This is a genomic window from Chamaesiphon sp. OTE_20_metabat_361 (assembly GCF_031364565.1).
In genome coordinates this window covers 1-17,491 of sequence record NZ_JANLWO010000258.1, presented here as the reverse complement: position 1 = coordinate 17,491, position 17,491 = coordinate 1, and the positions used below count along the sequence as shown (strand labels likewise).

Genomic DNA, 17,491 nt, shown 5'->3' with positions numbered 1-17,491 from the left:
GACGACGAAATTGTCATTGCTGCTTCCCGCCATAAATCTTCGCGGTTGACTTTATTTACCATTGCTTGCACATCGGTATCGGGGGGTAAATAACCCCACCGCATATTTTCAGTCAAAAACCAGAGGTCGTGATTTTTGAAGGGGTAAGAGGCGTTGTCCTGCCAGAATTTCATTGTATAGGGACTCTGTTGAGTAACGCGATCGCTACCATAGTCGATCGCACCTTTAGCACGCGGCGCGATCGCGGCTGTGGGGACATTTAGGTACTGACTCGCCGCCACGAGCCGACACATCTCGTCTTTGTTTTCCGGTCGATCGCACCAGATTTGCGCCGACTGAATCGCCATCAGCAAGGCTTTAGTCGCCTTGGGATATCGATCGACCCAATCCGCCCGCATCGCAAACGATTTTTCGGGATGATCGCGCCACAGTTCGCCTGTAACTAGAGCCGAATAACCCAAATGCTCCTGAATCAGTCGCGCATTCCAGGGTTCCCCCACACAAAAAGCGTGCATCGTGCCCGCTTTCATATTGGCGACCATTTGCGGCGGCGGCACCACAAACATCGACACATCCGTATCGGGATTAATCCCCCCAGCCGCCAACCAATAGCGCAGCCACAGATCGTGAGTACCCCCAGGATGAGTGATGGCAAATTTCAGCCGCAGTCCTGGCCCTTTGGCTTTTGCCTGATCGATGCTCTCCCTCAATTTTGAGCTATCGATGCCAATATTTAGGTCGCGATAGATATTTGCCAGGGAGATGCCCTGTCCATTCGTATTGAGCCGCGCCAGAATATACATCGAGACAGGAATGCCATCGGGTGTTTTACCCGCTGCCAGATGATAGGGAATGGGAGTCAAAACATGGGCACCATCCAATCCACCCTGACTAGTACTCAAACTGAGATTGCTCTGGACAGCCCCCCAGGATGGCTGTCGCACGAGTCGCACGTCTTTCATGCCGGATCGAGCAAAATAGCCTTTTTCCTGGGCAACAATCAGCGGCGCGGCATCAGTTAGCGCAATAAAACCCAATGATGCAGTGCTTGTCTCTGGAGCATCAGACAACAATCGACCCATCGCGGGGGCGGCTTGGGAAATCCGCACGGGCGAGTTGAGAGTACATCCATGTGTCAAGATTCCAGCAGTGGCGGCTCCGGCGGTGAGCATGAATTTGCGCCGCGAATAGTGAGTCATGACAGGCTCCGCGATAATATCACTCGATCGAATCGATAGGGGTATCCCAGCGCGAATATTCAAACTGAAAATTGCTGACGATCGCTTGAGTTTGGGCGATCGTCAGTGGATGAGGAGATCGACTCTTCGATCGAAAGAACACAACTACTGCCAGTACTTGGGCACCTACAATAATCGGTATTCCAAACCCAGTTTTGACGCTGAAAGCTTTAGCAATTTGATTGCGTAAAAAATAGGTATCTGAAGCCGCCGTCGCATCCTCCAACCATTCACATTGTTGGTGCTGCCAGACTCGACCTGGCAATCCTTCTCCAAGAGATAGCACAAACGCTCTACTACAGATTTGAAACTGCATCCAGGAAATTGCTTTATGTAGATCTAGATTGGTATTGACGCACCAGGCAGGGCTGAGTTCTAGCAAGGTTCCAGTAGAGTTTGGCAGCCAGGATTCACCATATTCCCATTCTGTATTTGTACACACTGAAGTAAGTAGGATTGTCAGTGCCGATACTAGCCGATCGGGTGTGGTACCGATCGATTTTACGGAGATGCCGCCATCGAATCGGCTGGCAGGATGTTGAGTCATAATTCGTTTTGTCAAAGATGGTTATACTCAGGTTGCTTGCAGCCGATCGAACTCAGTGTTTAACGTGAGTTGTTACCGATAACCTCAGCGGTTAGAAACCGCCGCTCATAGGGCAAAGTCCGCCTTCGCGGACTAAGATATACAGTCCGCGAAGGCGGACTTTGCAACACTAGCCCTACTCTCGTAGCGTATCCGAAGGATGTTTTCAATCGGCGGCGGGACTCGAACGTAGCCAATATCCTTAACCCGTCACGTCATTTATGCCTGTGAAACTACACCAGCCACGATCTCAGGCACGGGCATCTTGTCGGGCTGATATTCTCCGGCTGTTACCGTCCGCGATCGTTGGGTTTTAATCAGCGATACTTGAGTAGTGAGCAAAAAGCTAGTCAGACTGGCAATCACGATTACGGGCACCATTGACGTATCCGCAATCACGCTCAGAATCACCGTACTGCTAATCGGCGTCTTGGTAATTGCCACATTTACCGCCGCCATCATACATACCATCGCGATCGTTGGATGGATTTGGGGGAAGCCCAGCGAAATCGCCAAACCCACCACCGAGCCAATATAGAATAGCGGAAAAATAAAGCCACCCCGAAAGCCAGAATGTAACGTACAGCTAATGGTCAGCATTTTTGCCAGTCCGATCGCCAGTAATAGCGCAATCCCATAACCAGCACCATGCTCGATGACTGTTTCGATTTGCTCCTCACCGAAGAACAACGTTTGGGGAAAAACTAGGGCAATTAGACCGATCGATAATCCGCCCAGCGTTGCGAGTAAAATTGTTTGATGATGTAGAGGTGCTGTCAAATATCCCACAGTCCGGAACACCAGCACGAACAATAAAGCAACCGCCGCCCCCACCGCACCCAAGATCGCCCCTTCGAGCAGATTCATCAGTGTCAGAGGTGGAATCGATGCAAAGTGATACATCCCGCCGATCGATAGTCCCGTGGTAAACCGAAATACTGTAAAGCTCAAAATCGCCGATAACACCGCTGGAATAATCGCTTCATAATATTCCAAGCCGCGTCGGTGGGGAATTTCGAGCGCGAATAGTGCCCCGCCCAATGGCGCACCAAAGAATGCTCCCAGAGCGGCACTCATCCCGCAAAATGTCAGAATCCGCACCGAAGCCAGCGACAGCTTTAGCTTGGTGCCCACCCAGCCGCCAATACTCCCATTCACCTGCACCAGCGGTGCTTCTGGCCCCGCGCTACCACCAGCCACGATCGAGAATAACGATGCGACAATCATCGCTGGAGTCTGTTTCATATCGATCCGCCCCGGATCGTGTACCTTGTCTACTACAAAGGCAACTTCCCCCGGCAAACCCATGTAATAAAGCGATAGCCCTACTAATAATCCGCCCACTGATGCGGCAATCCAGACATAGTTGTGGATGAAAAATTCGCCAGGAAAATACACTTGGAGCAGATCCGGCACCTGCGACCAAACGAGGTGCATCGAACCTTCAATCAGGTAATAGTAAGCAGTAGCAACTATGCCCCCAGCAATCCCGATCGCCGCCGACCAGAACATCACTTGGGCATAGCTCAGATCGCTCAAAATGGGAGCCACCACACCCATTGGGGGTGATTCATTCGTCGCATCAACAGTAGATGACTCGTGAGATGCTGAAGACATAAAGTTCTCTGGAGTGGGTAAACGATAATTAATCTAGATCTGTAGGTTGGGTAGAAGCTCTGCGAAACCCAACATCCACACAATCGATTCAAACCTTGTGTCGGCTAGACTTCCACTGATATGGCGTTACCCCCCCAACCCCCCTTTATAAGGGGAGGGCTGGGGTGGGGTAAAGGGACTACGATCGATTCCATAGGGAAGTTATGGAGAGTTATGGGGATTTTCTGGGGTTTGCAAGTGTTACCCGATCCTTTCCCAACATCCGCTAAGGGCGATACTGTCGATCGGCGTTAGAGGTAGCTAGGATTGGGGCTTCTTCATGTTCTCCATCATGAGAACCTGTCGGCTCCTTCAAGAAGAAGGCATTGAGAAAAGCCACCATCAGTGCTACTACACCCAACATTTGGAAGAAGATGCGATCGCTTTGAACACCTTGGGGCAATAGACTGTAAACCGTCAGATATACCACTGCTCCCCAATTTCCATATGCCCCGACGTTACCCGCGATTTGTCCAGTCACGCGACTTTTAATCAACGGCACGATCCCAAAAGTTGCGCCCTCTGCTGCCATGACAAAGAAAGATGCCAGCATCGTTACGGCAACCACGATCGCCAGTGGCACACCCTGACCCAAGCTAGCAAAGATTAGATAGCCAGCTCCAGTGCCCACCAGTGTGAATACCATCGTCCACTTGCGGCTGCCCACCTTGTCCGAGATCCAACCACCACCGGGACGAGCCGGGATATTCATAAAGGCATAGGTACCTGCCACAGCCCCTGCGACCCCTGCCGCCAAACCGTAACCACGCTCAAAGAAGGACGGTAACATCGATACCACCGCCAGTTCCGAACCAAAGCAAGCCACATACGCTAAATTCAAGTTAGCCACCTGAGAAAACCGATATCGATCGGTTGCCTCATACACCTTGCGACCTGTCATCAGCGGTTCGTTTGCCTTATAAGCGTTGTATGCCTGGAATAAATACAGTCCGACCAGCAACACACACACGATCGCAAAAGTCGCATCGTTAATGAACTTCACCTTAGTCAACCGCCATGCAATCAAGCCCAGAGCGGCTACTAGCGGCACGTTCATCGCCAACATAAACCAAAAATCGCGTTTGCTGGTGACTTCCATCCCCGCACTACTCGGCGGACGCTGATAAACCTTTCCTGGCGGCGTATCCGAGACATTGAAGAAATAGACAACTCCATACATAGCTGTAACGATTCCGGTCATCGCGATCGCCAGTCGCCAGTTGAGTTGACCGCCGACCATAAATGCGGTGGCTGCCGCGATCGTCGGCAGTGTAAAAGCCGCACCAGAAGAACCGAAGTTGCCCCAGCCGCCATAGATCCCTTCAGCTAGACCGATTTCTTTGGAATTAAACCACTCTGCCACCATCCGAATCCCGATGACAAAGCCGCAGCCGACAATACTCAGAGCCAGTCGGCTATATACCAACTGGGTAAAGTTCTGCGCCATTGCAAAAGCCAGACAGGGCAAAGCCGCATAAATCAGCAAGCATGAATAAGTAATGCGCGGCCCAAAACGATCCAAGACCATCCCGACAATAATCCGCGCTGGAATTGTCAGGGCAACATTGCAAATTGCCAGCGTTCGCATTTGCGCTTCTGATAAACCCATTTCTGTTTTTACCAGCGTTGCAAATGGGGCAAAGTTAAACCAAACTACAAATGTTAGAAAAAAGGCAAACCAAGTGAAATGTAAGATCCGATATCGCCCGCTGAATGACCAAATACCAGCCATATGCTCTATATTCTCCTGTATTTAAAATATGTTAAAACTAATTTTATTGCAGCAAAAAGTAGCGAAAGTAACTCACTTTCTGTAGATCTAAATTACATCTAACTGTTATCTAAGTCTGAGATACATTTAAAACTTTAAATAACAATCTACGTTGTAAATTACAAGCATTCTCTTAGTGATTTTGTTTCCATAGCTACAAAGTTTCAGAACTTATCGATTAACTGCATGTAGCCAATGCAATAGCAGCAAAAACGGCTTGCATTTTCCCTTATTATTACTTTTAAAAATATTTCTGTTTGTTAGGATACCAAATTAATTTCTAGTTAAGTCACTCTTTCTGGTTGACAATAATCGGGGATGTAAGCCGATAATTAAGTTATTGAAACGCCGATCGAACGGTAGCGTAAATTACAGACAGAGAGGATAAATTGACTGATAGTCTCAGCAAGAGTAAACTTTAAGAATTTTTTTATGCTAAATAGTGAGGATTTTAGCTAATGACTTTGACTGGATCGATTGATTATCATTTATTGGAAATGTCCTCATTTTTTTCACCCTTGCCACTCTTGGCAACTGCCACTGCCGATAATGCTCCCGCAATCTTGAATGGTGTATTACTGAGTTTAATCGTCATTTATATCGCTAGTAAAATTGGTGCAGAGGTTGCCAAATACTTCGAGCAGCCCTCAGTGTTAGGCGAATTAGTGGCTGGAGCGATCGTCGGAATATCCGCTTTACATCTGGTTGTTTTCCCCGATAGCGGATTGGATGGATCTAGCTCGGTCATCATCCAATTTTTGCAGTTAATTAGTGACTTAGATACCGCTGCCCTAAATCGAGTATTTGCAGCTCAAAGTGAAGTTATCTCCGTATTAGCCGAACTGGGTGTAATTATTCTGCTATTTGAGATTGGCTTGGAGTCCGATCTGCGCATTTGATTATTAGTGCCACAGTTTTTTTAATTGGTGCAATTACGATCGGGGGCTTTTTCAATCAGAGTTTTATCGCGATCGTCGATCGACTCAAAACTCGCGGGAATATCATTATTCCAGCGATTATTTTTGCCTTCTTCATGGCATTCCTAGCTAATGCCATTCATCTAGAAGCAATTTTGGGGGCATTTGCGGCGGGATTGGTGCTAGATGAAACCGACGCTCGTAATGAGTTGGATGAGTTAATTAAACCAATCGCCGATCTATTTGTGCCGATCTTTTTCGTGACTGTGGGCGCACGCGCAGATTTAGGCGTTCTGAATCCCGCGATCGAAAGTAATCGAGCGGGATTATTAATTGCCATATTTCTGATTTTAGTAGCGATCGCAGGCAAACTCGTCACTGGCTGGGTGGTATTTGGGCAACCAGGTATCAACCGGATGGCAATCGGGGTGGGCATGGTGCCGCGTGGTGAAGTGGGGCTGGTATTTGCTGGTATTGGTTCTGCCAGCGGGATTATCGATAAACCTTTAGAAGCCGCAATTATTATCATGGTGATTATCACCACTTTTTTGGCACCACCTTTTTTGAGGCTCGCTTTTGGTAAATCTGACGAACCACCAGCGGCAGCCACAGCATCGACGATCGATCGTCTTGTCAATTAGAGATCGAGCCGAGAATCTGTGTCAAGCTGTCTGTAATGCTGCCAACCATCTAAATTATGCGTGTGGGTTTTCCCAAATCCGTTCTAACTGTGCGACTAATTGAGTATGCTGAGCTGCACGTCGATCGTAACGGACGATCGCAAATATTAGTGCGCTTGGCAAGCCTAAATAGATGATGCCGAGCAACAAATTTGATGCCTGTGCTAACTGCTGGGTATTAACTGCGGCTGGGGTGGATCTATTTTTAGAGATCGTCACTCGCTCTGTACTTTTAACGTTCGATGAGTCATCGACATTACACATCAAGCCCTGGGGATCTCGGACGCAGGTGAGATGCTCTACTTGGGAGTTTTGGCTTGATGAGGTAGCGGGCTGTGCTACGGCGGCAGAAGTAAGGATTCCTCCAGAGAGCATCATGCCAACTAAAATTGGCGTTAAGTGTTTAATGTTCATAGCTTGGAACTTTATAACGAAAATTCTGTATTTAATACTACCATTTTATCGTCAATCTTCGAGATTTTCTAAATATTACCGAAAATCATCAGTATTTGGTTGATTTGTTGGCACTTTTCCAGTAAATAAGCATCGATCGAGACTAAATAGTTTCCATAGTTGGCAGGTCGATCCGATATTCTCTGCTCGATCGCAACTACGGCGGTAATCCTGAGTTGCGATTAAATTCGGCATGTAAGTATTGCATTGTTTTAATGCGATCGATTCAGAATTAGAGATCGATTGTTACCGCTGATACCATTTGCCCAACTCGATCGAACCTATAAGTTAATTCAGTATCGAGCGATTTCAACAATCGCTCGTGCTAGATCGCAGTGCGCGGCGAAACAAGACCCGATCGCAGTTTGCTGGCGGTCGGTTAATTATTTTTTGAGAGATATCTGAAAATGCTGCGAGAGTTGTTATCATTTCGCGATCGGTATCGAATCTTAAACTATGCTTGGGTTGCTTTTTTCCTGACATTTGTGGTGTGGTTTAACTACGCCCCATTTGCGACAGTAATTCGGGAAGAGCTACATCTGACGATCGCCCAATCGCGAACGATTAGTTTGTGCAACTTAGCATTGACGATTCCCGCGCGGATTATCATTGGCACGATCCTCGACAGATTGGGGCCGCGTGTGACATTTTCGGCAATCTTAATTTATGCAGCGTTGCCTTGCTGGGCATTTGCTGGCGCACAGAACTTTAGTCAGCTCGTCCTCAGCCGCCTAGCGATGGGGATCGTCGGCGCAGGCTTTGTGGTGGGGGTGCGGCTGGTTGGCGACTGGTTCGAGTCAGATGAAATCGGACTAGCACAGGGAATTTATGGGGGGTGGGGCAACTTTGGCTCGTTTGTGTCACAAGCATTTTTGCCGATAGTAGCACTGGCGACTGCTGCGAATGCTGGCTCTGAAAATTGGCGATTGGCGATCGCGTTATCTGGGTTGGTATCGCTGGGATTTGGGGTGTTGTTTTATCTAAATGTTCAAAATACACCACCAGGGAAAAGATATCAGCGTTCCGCTCGTAGTGGCGGGATGGAAGTAACTTCGCGGGCGAGTTTTTGGGTATTAACTTTGACGAATCTACCGCTATTTTTGGTACTCGGCTCGATCGCATGGCGGTTGCAGTTGGTAGGCTTCCTCACACCAAATACCATGCAACAAGTTTGGGTGTTTTTAGTGGGATTATTTTTGCTGCAAACTTACCATACATTTGAAATCAATCGGGAAGTTATCTCAGGTCAAATTATTTATCCAGCTAAAGATCGCGATTCCGCAGAGCGGACGCTTCGCGAACGAGTCGGGCAATTATTTATTCTCGAACTGGCTTATGCTGTCAGTTTTGGCTCGGAATTAGCAGTAGTTTCGATGCTGCCAGAATATTTTGAAGAAACATTTAATCTCAGTCGTCAACTTGCAAGCTTAGTAGCCGCGACTTATCCGCTGATGAACTTATTCGCCCGTCCAGTAGGTGGCTTAATATCTGACAAGATCGGTAGCCGAAAATGGGCACTGACATTGACAATCGGCGGGGTTGGACTAAGCTATCTGATGATGAGTAAAATTAACCCCAGTATGGGTTTACCCTGGGCAATTTTGCTGACGATGTTTTGTGCTTTCTTTGTGTGTGCAGGTGCAGGTGCAACCTTTGGGATCGCACCGCTCATCGAACGGCGGATGACGGGACAAATTGCTGGCAATATTAGTGCTTATGGCAGTGTGGGATCGGTACTATATGCGATGACTTACAGCTTATTGCCGCAAACTGTAGCGGGAAATAATGCTTTTTTCCAAATCATCGGGGTAACGGGGATTGTGGTTGCGTGCTTGTGTGCATTGCTACTGAAGGAGCCAAAAGTCACCAAGGGCGATGTCGAAAGTGCGATCGGCTCTCGCTAAGTTGGATTTGTCTTGGGCAGGGATCGATTTGCAGATCCAGACGATTGAAGGTTGAGCGGCATGTTCGGCGAAGTACATTAAGCTCGATGAAATCATCGTTAAGATAGTAGTGAAACTCGATTTGTTTTAGGCACGGTTTAATTCACCTAGATTATTCATCCCGATCCCATGACAGACAATTGGTTCGATCGATTCTTTCGCGACAAAGATGGCAATATTGTAATTGGGCAACTGCCAAATCCACCATTATTAGTATGGGCGATCGCGAGTGTCCTCCAGCTCATTTTCAAAACGGTTACGATACATACCGGATTAGATATCATCGCCTTAATTGCGATCGTCATTTGGGCTTTGGCGGAATTATTTCAGGGGGTTAATTACTTTCGGCGGTCGCTCGGTTTAATCGTGCTAATTGCGACGATCGCGTCCAGACTATCTTAAAATGCAATAACTCGATACACTTGTTCTTGAAACTATAATTGAGGGGATCGGATGAGTCAGACCGAACGGGAAAAAATGCTGGCAGGCGAGCTGTATTATTCGCTCGCCGATCCCGAGCTGCAAATGATGATGGCAGCCGCCCAAGAGCTACTATATTCGTTCGATCGTGCGCGTCCTGACGAGCAGGAAAAAAGAGCAGAAATTATTCGTCAGCTATTTGGATCGATCGGTAAAACTTTTACAATCAAGCCACCGTTTATGTGTGATTTTGGTTGTCATATTCACGCTGGCGAAAATCTTTATATCAACTATGATTGTGTCATTTTAGATTGCAACGAAGTGCGATTTGGCGATAATGTCATGCTCGCGCCCAAAGTCCAGATTTATACGGCATACCATCCCCTCGATCCCGAAATCAGAAGATCCGGTTTAGAGCTGGCGGCACCGATTACGATCGGCGATGATGTCTGGATTGGTGGCGGGGTAATTATTTGTCCGGGGGTGACTATCGGCGCGGGGACGACGATTGGGGCGGGAAGTGTCGTGACTAGAGATATTCCTGTTGGGGTTGTGGCGGTCGGTAATCCGTGTCGCGTCATTAAAACTCTTTAGAATTAATTAATAGTCGATCGTGGGCGGTACATCAAAATCATCATGCAAAGATTCAATCTCACCGTATTCAGGCAGTTTTGGGCGATCGCCAAATCATACTGGTCGAGCGAGGACAAGTGGCGGGCGCGGGGGTTATTACTGGCGGTCATCGTGTTGTCGCTGGGATATACCGGATTGAGCGTGTTGCTCAATAACAAGCGCGGCGTACTGATTTCGGCACTCTCGGCGCGGGATGAGGCGAGATTTTGGGAGACGATTTGGGTGTTTGCAGGGACGCTCGTTGTCTATGCGCCGCTGTTTGCTGGCTATGTGTACTTGCGCGACAGGCTGGGCGTTGAGTGGCGGAAGTGGTTGACGAATTCGTTTCTCGATCGCTATTTCCAAAATCGTGCCTTTTACAATCTCAACTATGCCGAAGCGAATATCGACAACCCCGATCAACGGATCGCCGAAGATGTCAAAAGCTTCACTCAGGAGTCGCTGACGCTGTTGCTCGCCCTCGTCGATTCATTACTAGCGATCGCGGCGTTTACGAGCGTCCTGTGGGGGATTTCGCCGCCGCTGGTGTTGTTTCTGACTGTGTATGCTTTGGTGGGGACTCTGACGACGATTGGGGTGTTCGGGAAACCTTTGATGCGACTGAGTTTCGAGCGGCTCAAGAAAGAGGCGGACTTCCGGTTTAGTTTGGTTCGCGTCCGCGAAAATGCCGAAGCGATCGCCTTTTATCAGGGGGAAGGCTACGAATCCAATCGGATTAAAGGCAGGTTTGAAGAAGTATTCGACAACTTTAAACGGTTGATTTTTTGGGAATTAAATCTCAATATTCTCACCAATGCTTACGAATTTATTCCCTTTATCTTACCTGCGATCGTCGTGGCTCCGGGCATCTTTGCTGGTGAGTTAGAAGTCGGTAAAGTCACTGAGGCGCAAGGAGCATTTATTCGGATCTTTTTCTCGCTCAATTTGATTGTGGCGCGGTTCCAATCTCTGACTACTTTTGGCGCAGGTGTCGAGCGTTTATACACCTTCATGCAATCTTTAGAAGGGATTACCGATGATGTCCAAGCTGAAGCTACCGTGCAACCGACGATCGAGACGGAAGTTATTTGTGCCACCGAGACACCAGTAGTCGAACGCTTAGAACTCGATCGGATGACTCTGCAAACTCCCAATCGCGAGCGTACTTTAATTACCGATTTATCGGTCAAATTATCGCCCGGTGAGGGTTTACTCGTCAGAGGGCCGAGTGGTTGCGGGAAGAGTTCTTTACTCCGCGCGATCGTTGGGTTGTGGGATGCGGGAACGGGTAAAATTATTCGCCCACCATTAGAGCAAATGTTATTTTTACCGCAACGCCCGTATATGGTACTGGGCACATTACGCGACCAAATGCTGTATCCCCATATGGATGCCCAAGTAGAAGATAGTTATCTGAGCAAGATTTTAGTACAGGTTAATTTACCCAATTTAGAACAGCAACATGGCGGATTTAATACCGAACAAAATTGGGCGCAAGTATTATCATTGGGCGAACAACAACGATTGATTTTTGCCCGATTGTTGATTAATAAACCGCGCTATGCAGTTTTAGATGAGGCGACGAGTGCGCTGGATACTCAGAATGAGAAGCAGTTATATCAGCAGCTTCGCGATTCGGGGATGACGTTTTTGAGTGTCGGTCATCGCGAAATTTTGAGCGATTATCACCAGTCAATTTTAGATCTGGCAACCGATCGATCTTGGGAGTTGACACTGAAGGATAAAAGCGGTACTTGAGACTAAGAAAGGTATTAGCTCTCGATCGAGCCAAATTAAATTTCTTATCCTTCAACCCGATCGATAATCTGTTTTCTACATTTAATATTTATTAAAATATAGATGGTGGGCAGTGCCCACCCTACAAATTTTTGTAGCATAAACTCGCCCTACAGATGGTGTAATGATAGTTGACGATCGCAAATTTTTAAGCATCATTTAGACATCGCGCGATCGCCTAGTAAATCTGGATATAAATTATTAAATTCTCCCTGTCGCAAATCATTAGGAGCGGGCATTTTATCGATCCGAAATAATTCAGCGATCGCGGCTGTTTCGGTATCGCGTTGGCTACTGGCAGCAGCTAATACCCGATCGGCTTTGACATAAAAAGCGATGAATTCCCGATCGTCTAAACTACCATCGATAATGACTTCATCCCACTCGGTAGCATGTCCGACATAACGGATTGGGAACTGATATTGGCTACTCCAAAATACGGGTACACCGCGAAATTTAGTCGGCTTGCCAGCCATATTAAAAGCGGCAACTCGTCCGTGCTGGGCGGCAATTCGCCAATGTTCGACGCGCATGGACTCTGAGGTGCGCCAATCGGGAAACCGGGCAATATCGCCAGCGGCATAGACATTTTCAGCCGCACATAGATATTCATTCACCGGGATACTGCGATCTTGGGGATTTAATTCAAGTCCGATGATAAAATCGGTAACTGGTCGGACGCCAATACCGACGACTATCATATCTGTGGCTAGGCGATCGCCATTGTCTAAAATTACAGTTTGGGCGGTACTTTCGCCTTCGATTTGAGTTACCTTGCGACCCATTTTAAAGGTGACGCCGTTCTCTTCATGCACTCGATAGAAAAGTTCGCCGATTTGGGTGCCTAAAGTTTGCTCGAAGGGTAAAGCATCGGGCGAAACTACGGTGACTTTAATTCCTTTTTGGGTGAGTCCGGCAGCGACTTCCATGCCGATAAAACTCGAACCGATAACTACGGCTTGTTTGGCATGTGCGGCAGCGGCTAAGATCCGATCGCTGTCGGCAAAACTTCGCATTGTGAAGATATTGGGGAAAGCACCACCAGGGACTGCTAGATGATGCGGTTGGGTACCAGTGGCAATTAGCAACGAGTCATAGGTGAGAGTTTCATCATTAGCTAGGACGATCGTTTTGGTGTCGATATCTACATTCTTTACCGGACAATTGAGTCGTAATTCAATACTGTGCTGCTGATAAAAATTAGCCGATCGCATTAAGATTTGGTCGGCTTTAAGCTTACCTGTAAAATAGTTTTTACTCAGCGTCGTGCGATCGTAAGGCAGCTTATCATCGCGGGTAATCATCACGATCCGCCCTTGATAACCAGCGACGCGCAGGGTTTCGGCGGCATGGGTGCCAGCGGCTCCGGCTCCGAGGATGACAAAGGTGCGGCTGTCGATATCTGGATCGTATTGTGCCATAGCCGGCACGCGATGACCGGGTGCGGATTCGGGAATCGTCACCAGTACGTTGTCGCCGTCGATGCGGACGACATATCGATCGAGCGAATCGAGTCCCGGAGGCTGCTCTAGGTCGCCTGTGGTGATGTCAAAATAGGCATTGTGCCACGGACAGACGATACAATCGCCGTGGAGGATGCCTTGCTCTAAAGGTGCTTTGTTATGGGTACAATAAGCCCCAAGCGCATACACGCGATCGTCGCGCCGAATCAGCAGAATATCGGTGTCGCCGACAGTTACTTGACGTTTTTGGCCATCTTGCAAGTCATGAAATCGAGCGACAACCGCTTCTGTTTGAGACATAAATAATAAGTAATACCAATTTAAATTTGGTAGATGACTGATGATTAACTCCTCCCCTTTATAAGGGGAGGCTGGGTGGGGTAAAGATCTGTGGTGCTAACTATTTAAATTGGTATAACTTTATTAAAATTAACCTTAACGACGACCGACTTCGCGACTTAATTGAACGTAGGTGTTATAACCCCGGCGCTCCAATCTTCGAGACGCTTGCACGGCTTGGCGACGATTGGCATAAGAATTTTCTAAAATCCACGCTCGATTGCCCCGACCGCGATAGTAGACATTGAACTGGCGATCGTTGCGGCGATACTGCGCGAGGGTAAGCGTAGAGTCACCATGACTATCGAGTCTCTGAGTGGCTGCATTTGCCGGAAATGGCATCGCAGTCGCTGCAAATCCAGTGCAAACTAATGAGAGTAAAATCAGCTTGTTCATAAGATAATTATTGAGCTAAAAAAATTGAATCGAATCGCGGATATGAAGGTGATTTCGCTCATCCTTCGACTGACTCTTATCTTCAGAATAATCACTTATCCCAATAAATTTATCCGCCTAAAGGCAGAACATTAATCGTGACGATTGTCACGCCAAATCCCAGTTGCGATGGCATTGGCTCCATCGATGAGCATGGCTGTCACTGGAGTCAACGGTTTGAAGGTACGCGCCGCCTTAACTGCTCGATCGAGAATTTCCAGGCAATCGATGCCCGTAACTCAGGACGATCCCGATCTGCTGTTTTTGCGAAGAGGGGTTTAATTGCGTCATAAGCCGCAAACCCAGCGGCAACAAGTCCAGAAGTTGCTGTTGTCTTGAGTAGATCGCGTCTGCTGATGTCCATAAATGTCTTCGATCGGCAAGGTAGCTGCGGTGTGTCACCTGCACTGGTATCTCGGTCTGACCGTCGGCAACTGCTAAATTCTAACAAGGTCATCGGCACAGCACATCTGTCTAATGAAGTATTACGGCTCGGCTATTGATAGTCTGAGGTAACAGGTAGCTAGGGATCGAGGAGTAGAACTAGAGCAGATGTAATCTTCAGTTCGATAGAGAGAATAAAAAAACTTTAGTTTTAGAATGAGCGAATAAATACTAAATTCAAGACAAAGATATGGCATCAGCACGAAAAAATGCCGTGGGTGTGTTTCCCGCACGCGATCGAGTCGAGTCAGCAATGAGCCAACTGCAAGCTAGTGGCTTCGCGATGAATAATGTCTCTGTGGTCGATCCTCATGCCAATACAGCCGATAAGACTGTGGGCAATCTCACCGAGCCAGTGGTGGAATCTCCAGCCGATGCCGAGCGCGATCGACCGCTCGATCGAATTCAGCATAGTGCCGCTGGTGCTAGTGCGATCGGTGGTGCTGCTGGAGGGGTAGTTGCGGGACTGACAACTTTAGCATTTCCAGCTTTTGCTGGGGCGGTAGTACTGGTAGGAATGGCTGCTGGCGCTTTTTACGGCGCTGTCTCGGGGGGATTACTCAGCAATGAGATCGGGATTACGCTGCCAGAAGAGCAAGCAAAACACTATAGCGAGCTGTTGGAGCAGGGTAATTATCTAGTCGTCCTCAAAGGTACCGAAATCGATATCGATCGGGCAGAGTCGATTCTCAAAGCTGCCGATGTCGGTGAGTGGACGGTGTTCGATCGCCACCAAGCAATTTAGGGGATAGGGAGTAGGGGATAGAGGATCGGGGATCGGGTATTGAAAAAGATTGTATTTCTACTTTTATAGGAGATCGACGATCGTCGATCGGCTCCAGATCTAAATATGATGCGAGCGGCTAAAATCGCGACCGATCGCCACACGCAAGCTCTGCGAGTACCGATCCCCGTTTTGCCCCAAAATTTGAGATTAGATTATTAGCTATTTATCTGCATGATTAATATATCTAATCATTAATTGAATTTAGATAATCTATATCGTTTAAAAGCCACTCACAGCGATGGGAAAAATTATATACATACAGCTCAAACAGCGCATCGATTAAAGATTGTATAGCTTTACCACACAGATAATGTCAAGCTATAGGATTCGGCTTTAGCATGAATATAGTCAAAAGACATAGACAGAAAAAAGATTGTTTACACAGAAGGATACAGAAGATGTCGATCAAGTTCTGTTGTAATAGAAAGCATCGACCAAAAATTGGAGTAATTCGCGTAATGATGCAAACAATCGAAAAAATGCACACTTTCGATCGCGCGCAACGAGTGAAATTTGCAGGTGGAGAAGGGATTGTGAGAAGCTTCAAATTTGAAGCCCAACATTGGACGTATTTAGTCGAGATGCCGCTGGGTCAAGAACCTCAGTTTGGGAGAGTCGGAGCAGAAACGATGGTGTTACTCAGTGAGACAGAATTGCGTGCAGCATGATTCAAAATCGCCACAATTGACGGGACTTGTCGTGGCAATCGCGATCGTCTTCCTGTGGCTTGGTAGTCTAGGATGTGCATTTTCGCTAGATGTCAGTAAACTCCTGCCATTAGGCATCGTGCCAGTAATACTCGGCAGAACGTTTATCCAAACCGGATTATTTATCGTCGCTCACGATGCCATTCATGGCTCGGTACTACCCGGACATCGCCGCGTCAACTACTGGTTCGGTCGAGTTGCATTGGCATTGTACGCACTATTACCATATCAAAAACTGGCAGATCACCACTGGCAACATCATCTGCAACCCGCTCGTTCTGGCGATCCTGACTTTCATGATGGCGTTCGCGTCAGCCTGGGTGCTTGGTATGTGATGTTCATGCAGGAGTACTTAGATTTCCGGCAGAAAGTCGTCCTGTTTTTTGGGATGAAAGTTATCTTTTTTAGCTTGTATTTGGGCTTGCATGTGCCCATTCCCAACTTATTTTTATTTTGGGTATTGCCGATCGTCCTGAGTTCGATGCAACTGTTCTTCTTTGGCACATACCTACCGCATCGAGCGGCTGATAAAGCGGTAGCGCCGAGTCCGCACCTCAAGTCACACAATGCGGTGAGTAGCAATTATCCGATCGTCTTGTCGTTCTTGACTTGTTATCACTTCGGCTACCACTGGGAGCATCACGAGTACCCTTCATTACCCTGGTATCGGCTGCCGTCAGTACGTCAAGGCTGCAAGTCGTTACCGCTAGATCGCCAGTCTCTGGATCATTATTAACCCGAACTCGCGTTAATTACTAAAATTGTCTTAAAAAGGCGCTCTACTTGGGCAAAATCTAAGTAGAGCGCCTTTTCACTATCCACTAGTAAATTCGTTTTAAGGCAAGATGTGAGGTTATCATTGATTAGTATGGGTTAAGCGATCGATAGTATTTTTGATAAAAATTTACACAAAGATCGTGTCACAATAGACACAAGCGACAGATAGTTTTAAGAAGAAAAGGTGAAATACAATGGTAGTACTAGCTGAGAAGATCCAAAAACGCCTGACGATGCAGGTTGAGGAGATTGCTGCCGATACGACGGTAATTCGATCGCTCGACTGGGATCGCGATCGGTTTGATATTGAGTTTGCCCTAGAAAATGGGACTACTTATAACTCCTTCTTGATTCGGGGCGAAAAAGTCGCGCTAGTAGATACCTCTCACGCTAAATTTCGCCAGCATTATCTAGATACATTGTTGGGACTCATCGATCCTGCGGATATCGATTACTTAGTCATCAG

At 47.5% G+C, this 17,491-nt stretch carries 17 protein-coding genes and 2 pseudogenes; 10 read left to right on the top strand and 9 right to left on the bottom strand.

What is annotated here, in order from left to right:
• The 4 genes from RMO35_RS07590 to RMO35_RS07575 all read right to left on the bottom strand — a co-directional run.
• A partial coding sequence (locus tag RMO35_RS07590; RefSeq protein ID WP_309739861.1) for a CmpA/NrtA family ABC transporter substrate-binding protein occupies positions 1 to 1,199 on the bottom strand: 1,199 nt, incomplete at its 3' end.
• A 19-nt stretch (positions 1,200 to 1,218) separates the two neighbouring features.
• Positions 1,219 to 1,785, bottom strand: coding sequence for a GAF domain-containing protein (locus RMO35_RS07585; RefSeq protein WP_309739859.1), 567 nt, complete (start codon positions 1,783 to 1,785; stop codon positions 1,219 to 1,221).
• Positions 1,786 to 2,043: 258 nt separating this feature from the next.
• Positions 2,044 to 3,384, bottom strand: coding sequence for a chloride channel protein (locus RMO35_RS07580; RefSeq protein WP_396134950.1), 1,341 nt, complete (start codon positions 3,382 to 3,384; stop codon positions 2,044 to 2,046).
• Positions 3,385 to 3,706: 322 nt separating this feature from the next.
• Positions 3,707 to 5,212, bottom strand: coding sequence for a NarK family nitrate/nitrite MFS transporter (locus tag RMO35_RS07575; RefSeq protein ID WP_309739853.1), 1,506 nt, complete (start codon positions 5,210 to 5,212; stop codon positions 3,707 to 3,709).
• 497 nt (positions 5,213 to 5,709) lie between these two features.
• Between RMO35_RS07575 and RMO35_RS25225 the strand changes: the two are divergent.
• Positions 5,710 to 6,809: pseudogene (locus RMO35_RS25225) on the top strand (cation:proton antiporter).
• Between the two features lie 54 nt (positions 6,810 to 6,863).
• Here the strand turns inward: RMO35_RS25225 and RMO35_RS07560 are convergent.
• Both RMO35_RS07560 and RMO35_RS07555 read right to left on the bottom strand, forming a co-directional pair.
• The gene (locus RMO35_RS07560) at positions 6,864 to 7,262 is read right to left on the bottom strand and encodes a hypothetical protein (RefSeq protein WP_309739845.1); all 399 of its coding nucleotides are present in this window, start codon (positions 7,260 to 7,262) and stop codon (positions 6,864 to 6,866) included.
• A 75-nt stretch (positions 7,263 to 7,337) separates the two neighbouring features.
• Positions 7,338 to 7,496 (bottom strand): hypothetical protein, encoded by a 159-nt coding sequence (locus RMO35_RS07555; RefSeq protein ID WP_309739842.1) that lies wholly within the window; start codon positions 7,494 to 7,496, stop codon positions 7,338 to 7,340.
• Positions 7,497 to 7,708: 212 nt separating this feature from the next.
• Here RMO35_RS07555 and RMO35_RS07550 point away from each other — a divergent pair, with 212 nt between their 5' ends.
• The 4 genes from RMO35_RS07550 (at position 7,709) to RMO35_RS07535 (ending at position 12,034) form a co-directional block, all read left to right on the top strand.
• On the top strand, positions 7,709 to 9,205 hold the full coding sequence (locus tag RMO35_RS07550) for an MFS transporter (RefSeq protein ID WP_309739839.1): 1,497 nt from the start codon (positions 7,709 to 7,711) through the stop codon (positions 9,203 to 9,205).
• Between the two features lie 168 nt (positions 9,206 to 9,373).
• A complete protein-coding gene (locus tag RMO35_RS07545) occupies positions 9,374 to 9,646 on the top strand; it encodes a hypothetical protein (protein WP_309739837.1) in 273 nt (90 codons plus the stop codon).
• Positions 9,647 to 9,697: 51 nt separating this feature from the next.
• Entirely contained in the window at positions 9,698 to 10,258 is a 561-nt protein-coding gene (locus RMO35_RS07540) for a sugar O-acetyltransferase (protein WP_309739835.1), read from the top strand.
• Between the two features lie 42 nt (positions 10,259 to 10,300).
• Positions 10,301 to 12,034: an ABC transporter ATP-binding protein/permease gene (locus RMO35_RS07535; protein WP_309739833.1), complete on the top strand. Its 1,734-nt coding sequence runs from the start codon at positions 10,301 to 10,303 to the stop codon at positions 12,032 to 12,034.
• Between the two features lie 194 nt (positions 12,035 to 12,228).
• Here the strand turns inward: RMO35_RS07535 and RMO35_RS07530 are convergent, their stop codons facing one another.
• The 3 genes from RMO35_RS07530 to RMO35_RS07520 form a co-directional block, all read right to left on the bottom strand.
• Positions 12,229 to 13,836: an FAD-dependent oxidoreductase gene (locus tag RMO35_RS07530; RefSeq protein WP_309739831.1), complete on the bottom strand. Its 1,608-nt coding sequence runs from the start codon at positions 13,834 to 13,836 to the stop codon at positions 12,229 to 12,231.
• 135 nt (positions 13,837 to 13,971) lie between these two features.
• Positions 13,972 to 14,271: a hypothetical protein gene (locus RMO35_RS07525; RefSeq protein WP_309739829.1), complete on the bottom strand. Its 300-nt coding sequence runs from the start codon at positions 14,269 to 14,271 to the stop codon at positions 13,972 to 13,974.
• A 208-nt stretch (positions 14,272 to 14,479) separates the two neighbouring features.
• Positions 14,480 to 14,674 carry a twin-arginine translocation signal domain-containing protein gene (locus RMO35_RS07520; RefSeq protein ID WP_309739826.1) on the bottom strand — a complete coding sequence of 65 codons (195 nt, stop codon included), beginning with the start codon at positions 14,672 to 14,674 and terminating at the stop codon, positions 14,480 to 14,482.
• Here RMO35_RS07520 and RMO35_RS07515 point away from each other — a divergent pair.
• The 5 genes and pseudogenes from RMO35_RS07515 to RMO35_RS07495 all read left to right on the top strand — a co-directional run.
• Positions 14,667 to 14,813, top strand: coding sequence for a hypothetical protein (locus RMO35_RS07515; protein ID WP_309739823.1), 147 nt, complete (start codon positions 14,667 to 14,669; stop codon positions 14,811 to 14,813). The two genes, RMO35_RS07520 and RMO35_RS07515, sit on opposite strands and share 8 nt — an antisense overlap.
• Positions 14,814 to 14,944: 131 nt before the next feature.
• Positions 14,945 to 15,499, top strand: coding sequence for a hypothetical protein (locus tag RMO35_RS07510; RefSeq protein WP_309739820.1), 555 nt, complete (start codon positions 14,945 to 14,947; stop codon positions 15,497 to 15,499).
• Between the two features lie 500 nt (positions 15,500 to 15,999).
• The gene (locus tag RMO35_RS07505) at positions 16,000 to 16,209 is read left to right on the top strand and encodes a hypothetical protein (RefSeq protein WP_309739818.1); all 210 of its coding nucleotides are present in this window, start codon (positions 16,000 to 16,002) and stop codon (positions 16,207 to 16,209) included.
• Positions 16,199 to 16,984: a fatty acid desaturase gene (locus RMO35_RS07500; protein WP_309739816.1), complete on the top strand. Its 786-nt coding sequence runs from the start codon at positions 16,199 to 16,201 to the stop codon at positions 16,982 to 16,984. The genes RMO35_RS07505 and RMO35_RS07500 overlap by 11 nt, the downstream gene beginning before the upstream one ends.
• 235 nt (positions 16,985 to 17,219) lie before the next feature.
• Positions 17,220 to 17,491, top strand: a pseudogene (locus RMO35_RS07495) (diflavin flavoprotein A); the annotation flags it as partial.

Bases quoted from the DNA above. Each gene is read 5' to 3' on its own strand.
- RMO35_RS07535 (WP_309739833.1), top strand. From the start codon at position 10,301: ATGCAAAGATTCAATCTCACCGTATTCAGGCAGTTTTGGGCGATCGCC.
- RMO35_RS07505 (WP_309739818.1), top strand. From the start codon at position 16,000: ATGATGCAAACAATCGAAAAAATGCACACTTTCGATCGCGCGCAACGA.
- RMO35_RS07520 (WP_309739826.1), bottom strand. From the start codon at position 14,674: ATGGACATCAGCAGACGCGATCTACTCAAGACAACAGCAACTTCTGGA.
- RMO35_RS07510 (WP_309739820.1), top strand. From the start codon at position 14,945: ATGGCATCAGCACGAAAAAATGCCGTGGGTGTGTTTCCCGCACGCGAT.
- RMO35_RS07550 (WP_309739839.1), top strand. From the start codon at position 7,709: ATGCTGCGAGAGTTGTTATCATTTCGCGATCGGTATCGAATCTTAAAC.
- RMO35_RS07545 (WP_309739837.1), top strand. From the start codon at position 9,374: ATGACAGACAATTGGTTCGATCGATTCTTTCGCGACAAAGATGGCAAT.
- RMO35_RS07555 (WP_309739842.1), bottom strand. From the start codon at position 7,496: ATGCCGAATTTAATCGCAACTCAGGATTACCGCCGTAGTTGCGATCGA.
- RMO35_RS07580 (WP_396134950.1), bottom strand. From the start codon at position 3,384: ATGGGTGTGGTGGCTCCCATTTTGAGCGATCTGAGCTATGCCCAAGTG.
- RMO35_RS07585 (WP_309739859.1), bottom strand. From the start codon at position 1,785: ATGACTCAACATCCTGCCAGCCGATTCGATGGCGGCATCTCCGTAAAA.
- RMO35_RS07575 (WP_309739853.1), bottom strand. From the start codon at position 5,212: ATGGCTGGTATTTGGTCATTCAGCGGGCGATATCGGATCTTACATTTC.
- RMO35_RS07540 (WP_309739835.1), top strand. From the start codon at position 9,698: ATGAGTCAGACCGAACGGGAAAAAATGCTGGCAGGCGAGCTGTATTAT.
- RMO35_RS07525 (WP_309739829.1), bottom strand. From the start codon at position 14,271: ATGAACAAGCTGATTTTACTCTCATTAGTTTGCACTGGATTTGCAGCG.
- RMO35_RS07560 (WP_309739845.1), bottom strand. From the start codon at position 7,262: ATGAACATTAAACACTTAACGCCAATTTTAGTTGGCATGATGCTCTCT.
- RMO35_RS07530 (WP_309739831.1), bottom strand. From the start codon at position 13,836: ATGTCTCAAACAGAAGCGGTTGTCGCTCGATTTCATGACTTGCAAGAT.
- RMO35_RS07515 (WP_309739823.1), top strand. From the start codon at position 14,667: ATGTCCATAAATGTCTTCGATCGGCAAGGTAGCTGCGGTGTGTCACCT.